Source organism: Acinetobacter variabilis (assembly GCF_000369625.1).
In the GTDB taxonomy this organism is placed as follows: Bacteria; Pseudomonadota; Gammaproteobacteria; order Pseudomonadales; family Moraxellaceae; genus Acinetobacter; species Acinetobacter variabilis.
The window spans coordinates 914126-920680 of record NZ_KB850113.1; the positions used below are offsets into that span (position 1 = coordinate 914126).

Sequence of the window (6555 nt, forward strand, 5' to 3'; positions counted from 1 at the left end):
TTTTAATGAATAGATGAATGCACGGCTTGTGCCAACTTTTGAGAAAAATCAGTGCATTATTTTCGAAATGGCACGCTTTTAGCTACACAGGGAGGAAGAAACACAATTTTGAGAGGAGCATATAGATGGAGATTACAATTATTGGTGCAGGGATGGGGGGATTGACCACAGGAATTGCACTAAAAAAGTTTGGGCATAAAGTCACCATCTATGAACAGGCAGAAAAGATTTTACCGGTGGGCGCGGCAATCTCACTTTGGTCAAATGGGGTAAAATGTTTGAATTATCTGGGCTTAACTGAGCAGGTGGCCAAGCTCGGTGGTCAGATGGATCAGCTGGCCTATATTGATGGCTTGACGGGCGACACCATGACCCAGTTTAGTTTATTGCCGTTAATTGAAGAAGTGGGACAACGTCCATATCCGGTGGCACGTGCAGATTTACAGAACATGTTGATGGACGAGTTTGGCCGTGAAGATATTCAGCTGGGCAAGAAGATGGTTGAGCTGCAAGAACAGAAAGACGGTGTTCTGGTTAAATTTTCGGATGGAACAGAAATTAAAACAGACCTACTGATTGGTGCAGATGGAACCCATTCCATTACCCGTGCCTATGTACTGGGCGAACAGGTTTCTCGTCGCTATGCCGGTTATGTCAACTGGAATGGTCTGGTAGAAATTTCAGAAAAGCTTACTCCGGCAGATCAATGGACCACATTTGTCGGACAAGGTAAGCGCGTTTCGCTGATGCCTGTGGCAGACGGAAAATTCTATTTCTTCTTTGATGTACCGTTGCCGGTCGGTTTAGAGAATAATCGGGCAGAATATAAAACCTTATTGAAACAGTATTTTGAAGGTTGGTGTGCGCCGGTTCAGCATCTGATTGACGCGCTGGATGAACAGAAAACCAATCGGGTTGAAATTCATGATATTGAACCGTTTGCCCAGTTCTATAAAGGTCGTGTTGTAATTGTTGGTGATGCCGCACATAGCACCACACCGGATATTGGTCAGGGTGGTTGCCAGGCCATGGAAGATGCAATCTATCTGGCTCGTTCTTTACAGATTAATACGCTGGGTCTGGAAGATGCCTTGAAACGCTATCAGAACAAACGCAATGAGCGTGCCAATGAGCTGGTCTTGCGTGCACGTAAACGCTGTGATGTGACACATATGAAAGATGAAGCCGTGACCAAAGAATGGTATGAAGAACTGCGTAAAGAGCAGGGACCGCATATCATGAAAGGGATTATCAGCAATATTATTGGCAATCCTTTAGATTAATTCTGCGTTTAATCTCTTGGCAAAAAGTCCTTCATATCGAAGGGCTTTTTATATTTAAATAACAGGAATTCGCTAATAGATTTTTTAGGCCGCAAGTAAAGCTTTCGCTGCCTGACGATGTGCAGCCTGAACCGCTTCAAGATCCAGATTCAGAATTTCCCGGTCTTTAACCACCCATTGTCCATTCACCATGACATGCTCGGCTCGGTCTGCACCGCACAGTAACAAGCCCGCAATCGGATCATGAATCCCTGAAAAACGCACATCATTCAAACTATAAAAAGCTAAATCTGCCTGAAAATCTGCTGCGATTTGTCCTAGATGCTTTTCACGTCCCAATAACTGTGCCGAGCCTTGTGTGGCCCATGTTAAAGCACGTTCAGGCGTAATCACTTCTGCACCATATTTTAAACGCTGTAAATACATCGCCTGCCGAGCTTCCAGAATCAGGTTAGACGCATCACCTGAAGCAGAGCCATCCACACCCAGACCAATGACTGCACCTGCTTCCAGTAGATCCATGGTTGGACAAATCCCTGAAGCCAGACGCATATTGGAATGCGGACAATGACAGATACCGACTTGAGCCCGCCCTAAGCGTTGGATCTCATCGGCATCAAAATGAATGCCATGCGCCAGCCAGGTTCTGGAATTAAGCCAGCCTACACTTTCCAGATAATCGACGGTGCGCATGCCAAATTTAAACAGACAAAATTCTTCTTCATCCAGTGTTTCGGCCAGATGGGTATGCAGACGTACATCCAGTTTTTCTGCCAGTGCCGCACTTTCTCGCATAATTTCTTGGGTGACTGAAAATGGTGAACATGGTGCAAGCGCAATATTGACCATCGCATCAGCACTACGCTGGTGATATTTCTGCACCAACCGTTCTGAGTCCAGCAGAATGGTATCCATATCCTGTATGGTATGCTGTGGTGGCAAGCCACCAGAATCTTCACCCAGACTCATGGAACCTCGGGTCAGCATGACCCGAATCCCTAATTGTTCTGATGCTTCAACCTGAACATCAATGGCATCGGACAGCTGCTGTGGAAACAGATAATGGTAAAGGTACAACCGGAAAGCAGTAATTCAGACAATGCAATTTGAGTGGCTAGATAATGCTGTTCAGTATTCAATTTGGCCCAGACCGGATATAAGGTTTTTAGCCATGGAAATAGCGGCGCATTGACCACGGGAGCCCAAGCACGGGTCAAGGTCTGATAAAAATGATGATGGCTATTAATCAGTCCCGGTGTAATCACCAAATTCTGGGCATCAAAGAACTGGTCATAAGGCGATGCTGGGGTTTGTCCCAAAGCCACCAGTTCAATAATTTTGCCATCGCGGATGACCAAGCCACCACGGGCATCCAGATCATTTGCGGTAAATACAGCAAGAGGATTTTTAATCCATAAGGTTGTCATATCTTATTTCCAATAAGTTTTATTTGTACTGCACATGAATCAGGCAGCACATGAGGCATTGAGCTGTTGTAATTTGATTTTTAAATCTTCCATCTGGTCGATCAGATGGTTCATCATAATTTGTGAGATTCGGGAAATTTGCCGTTTCGGTGCCACACAAAGAGCAAGGGTCAGCGGATGCATCCCTTTTTCAATAATCGGTTTAAATACCAGTTCATCACGTTCTAAATAAGGTAAGGCATCAATGTAGGACAATACTCCAATCCCTAAGTTGCGCTCTGCCAGAGAAGTAATCATGCGAATGTCATTACACTCCAGCTTTTGCTGCGGCATAAATTGATGATGTTTATACAGGCTATAAACATAGTCATGAATGATTAAAGGAGCACAGGGAATGAGATGCTTAAAGTTTAAAGTGTCGGAAAAATAGATTTTTTCTGCCTGAGCCAAAGGATGAGATTTAGCCATCACAAATCCAACCGGGATTTCCACAAAAGACATGACTTCGAGCTGATTATGACTTTTAGGATTGAGCAGAATGCCAAAATCAACTTCAGCATCCATAATCATTTTAGAGACGGTATCACTTTCCTGAATCTGGATATTGAAATTGATCCAGGGATAGTTTTCATACATGTATTGCAGGGAATCTAAAACGAAACCGTCACTGAGTGCCGCAATGAGTCCGAGTTCAATGCTGCCGCGCGATAAACCCTGAATTTCATCAAAACGTACACAGGTCTGTTGGAATTCTTTTTGCCATTTGAGTAGGTCGGCATAGAGCAATTCACCCGCTAATGTCAGCTTCAGGCCACTCGGCAACCGTTCAAAAAGCACGATGCCAAATTCTTCTTCTGCCAGAGCGATCTGACGATGAATCGCGGAGACGGAAATATAAAGCTGATCAGCTGCTTTTCTGAGGCTGCCTGTTTTGGCTACGGCAATAAAATATTCTGAAAATCTTGAAAAAGTAATATTCATAAAATCACGTCAATCCACCTGCACATCGTTTTAATCACATAATTTTCAGCTAGAAACTAAGTGATTCTGGTTCTATGCAAGTGGATAAGCGATTTCTGTGCCAATTTTCAAAGAAATGGAACAGTAAAAGTTTTGTGTTCTATTTTTTGGAACACGGGCTACGAAACATTCTAATAGACAGTAGAACAGGCATTTGGCTAATTTTATTAAAGAACAACAAGGCAGCTTAATGAGATAAAAATTTAAGCCGTTGTAATGCAATAAATATTTGTGAGTGAACTATGAATGCGATCCCGGTGCTTAATTTATTCAGTCAACCGCACTGTAGCGGCTTTGACCCATCAGACTGGAATATCCTGGCTCAGCATTGGTATCCAGTTGCCCGTATTCAGGATGTGAGTATTACGCCACAGCAGGTACAACTTCTGGATGTGAAGATGGCCCTATATCAAACTGAGAGTGGCAGCATTCATCTGGTTCGTGATATCTGTCCGCATCGTGGGGTGCCATTAACCAAAGGCTGGGTAAAGGGTGAAGAAATCATTTGTCCTTATCACGGTCTGCATTACAACACTCAAGGAAAATGCACCAAAATACCGGCTCAACCAGAACTGACTAACATTTCGGATCGTTTTACCTTAACCAAGTTTCCAGTAGTCTTGAAATACGGTCTGGTCTGGACCAGCCTGTTTAGCCGGGATGAGGCAGAAGCTAATTTCCCTGATCTGGATACCTGGGAGAGCGAAGAGCACCAATCGATCTTACCGCCATTTGTTGATATCGGTGGTTCAAGTGGCCGGCAGCTGGAAGGCTTTATTGATGTGGCGCATTTTGCCTGGGTGCATCATGAATCGTTTGCTTCTCGTGATAACCCGATCGTGCAAAAGTATTCAACTGTACGCACCCCTTATGGCTTGCATACGGAATATGTCAGCGATGTCAGCAATTATCCGCATGGCCTGCAGCATCTGGCCCCAGAAGGATTCTTGTGGAAACGTGTGTTTGATGTCTATCCACCATTTTCAGCGATTTTAACAGTGCATTTTCCGGAAAATGGCATCCTGAAAATTCTGAATGCCTGCTGTCCGGTATCTCACAATAAAACCCGTTTATTTGTGCCATTGACCCGTAATTTTGATACGACTGGTGATCTGCAAGCGGTTTATGACTTTAACGCACAGATTTTTGCTGAAGATCAGGACATGGTCGAAAGCCAAAAACCAGAAGAATTACCTTTGGATATTACGATGGAAGCACATTTTGAAGCTGACCGGTCTTCGACAACTTATCGCCGCATTCTGGCGGAATGGGGTCTAAGCAAGCGCTATATTGTTTAAATTAAATTTCCTCCTTTATGCACCCTGGTCTGTTGGGGTGCTTTTTTTATTCCATGCCATCTGTTCAAAGTCCTATTTTATAAGCACATATGACCTTTTAATTTTCGATTGTTAGAGTGATTTATGCCACAGCCTAGCCATGAGCAAATGCTATCTTTTTTAAGATTATCCAATGAGGTTGCCAAGCGGGCAATGTCTTTAGACCATCATCCTTTTGGTGCAGTCCTGGTCGCGCCTGATCATGAAACGGTTTTACTAACCCAATGTAATATTGATACGGTCAACCATGCAGAAAGTACCTTAGCCCGGATCGCAGCAAGCAATTTTACGCCGGATTATTTAGCTGAATGCACCTTATATACGGGAGTTGAACCTTGCTGCATGTGTTCTGGAACGATTTATTGGGCCAATATCGGACGGGTGGTCTATGCCATGACCGAAGAAAAATTATTGCAATGTACTGGAAACCACAATGAAAATCCGACCATGAGTGTTTCAGCTGCTTATGTCTTTACACATGGTCAGAAGAATATTGAGCTGATCGGGCCAATTACGGAGCTTGAACAGGAAACGGTTCAATTGCAAAAAGACTTCTGGTCATCTCGATGAAGCTTTGAAATTATTCTTTTTATAAGCCAGCTTCATTTTATTTATAAGACCATAAAAACAGATTTTCCGGATTGTAGGCTCACTTTAAAATGCTACAATCCAGCCTCTATTTTCTAAAAAATACTTTTCTTAATTTTCTATTTTTAAAAACCTATTTTTATCCATTCAGTACATTGCTAACTATAAGCCATTTATTGGCGCACACGATTTAGACCTAACGCACTTATCTAGCGCAGAACAAAAGAAAATTACAAGAATTCTTGAATATTTAATCTTATTAATTTCTCAATCTTGAGCTGAGTCTGGTTTTCTAGCAACTTTGCTCATTGACTTAGATTGATATCTATATTTTTCGGCTTAATTTCTTAACTATTAAACTTTTTTATACCAATAATTTTCTCTAAACCTCTGTAATTAATAAAAATAAATAAAAGAACAGATCATTCTAAAAATTATAAGTGTCTTGCAATCCGCCTGTTCTATTTTTTGAACTGAATTGGAATAGAAGTTGCTAATTAATAGAAATATAGCAATCAGTAAAATTTTTGATTTCGATTCAGATCTTTTAAAGCCGCTATTTATAAAACTCAAATGGCATTCACGGAGGCAATTTATGCTGAATATGTCCAAACATAAAAAGATAATGAAAAAATTTTCACTGCCTGTAATTGCGGCTGCAATTATGGGTTTGGGGATCAGTAGTCAGAGCTTTGCAGTCGATAAAGCTGGGCGAATTCAAACATGAGGTGCGACAGTTTCAAAAGCCATATGATAATCAACAAGCTGAGCAAATTTCTCTAATGGTGTAAGCCAATCTAACGCCTTTCTAGGACGAGTATTCAGTGACATGGCAACTTGATTTAAATAATGCTGATCTGCCTGATTTAAATCAATCCCTTTAGGTAAATATTGCCTAAT

The 6555-nt window shown here is 42.1% G+C and carries 4 protein-coding genes and 2 pseudogenes; 3 read left to right on the forward strand and 3 right to left on the reverse strand.

The genetic code is table 11. The annotated features are described in order from the left end of the window. Positions 1 to 125: 125 nt before the first annotated feature. A complete protein-coding gene (gene hpxO / locus F897_RS10165) occupies positions 126 to 1283 on the forward strand; it encodes an FAD-dependent urate hydroxylase HpxO (RefSeq protein ID WP_005235598.1) in 1158 nt (385 codons plus the stop codon). An 84-nt stretch (positions 1284 to 1367) separates the two neighbouring features. On the opposite strand, the pseudogene F897_RS10170 reads toward hpxO, so the two are convergent. Both F897_RS10170 and F897_RS10175 read right to left on the reverse strand, forming a co-directional pair. Continuing rightward, positions 1368 to 2710, reverse strand: a pseudogene (locus F897_RS10170) (8-oxoguanine deaminase). 39 nt (positions 2711 to 2749) lie between these two features. After that, the gene (locus tag F897_RS10175) at positions 2750 to 3691 is read right to left on the reverse strand and encodes a LysR family transcriptional regulator (RefSeq protein ID WP_005235603.1); all 942 of its coding nucleotides are present in this window, start codon (positions 3689 to 3691) and stop codon (positions 2750 to 2752) included. 281 nt (positions 3692 to 3972) lie between these two features. Here F897_RS10175 and F897_RS10180 point away from each other — a divergent pair, with 281 nt between their 5' ends. Both F897_RS10180 and F897_RS10185 read left to right on the forward strand, forming a co-directional pair. Beyond that, positions 3973 to 5028: an aromatic ring-hydroxylating oxygenase subunit alpha gene (locus F897_RS10180; RefSeq protein WP_005235606.1), complete on the forward strand. Its 1056-nt coding sequence runs from the start codon at positions 3973 to 3975 to the stop codon at positions 5026 to 5028. Positions 5029 to 5151: 123 nt separating this feature from the next. Continuing rightward, a complete protein-coding gene (locus tag F897_RS10185; protein ID WP_005235608.1) occupies positions 5152 to 5637 on the forward strand; it encodes a nucleoside deaminase in 486 nt (161 codons plus the stop codon). A 735-nt stretch (positions 5638 to 6372) separates the two neighbouring features. On the opposite strand, the pseudogene F897_RS17500 reads toward F897_RS10185, so the two are convergent. After that, positions 6373 to 6555 (reverse strand): annotated as a pseudogene (locus F897_RS17500) (IS30 family transposase); the annotation flags it as partial.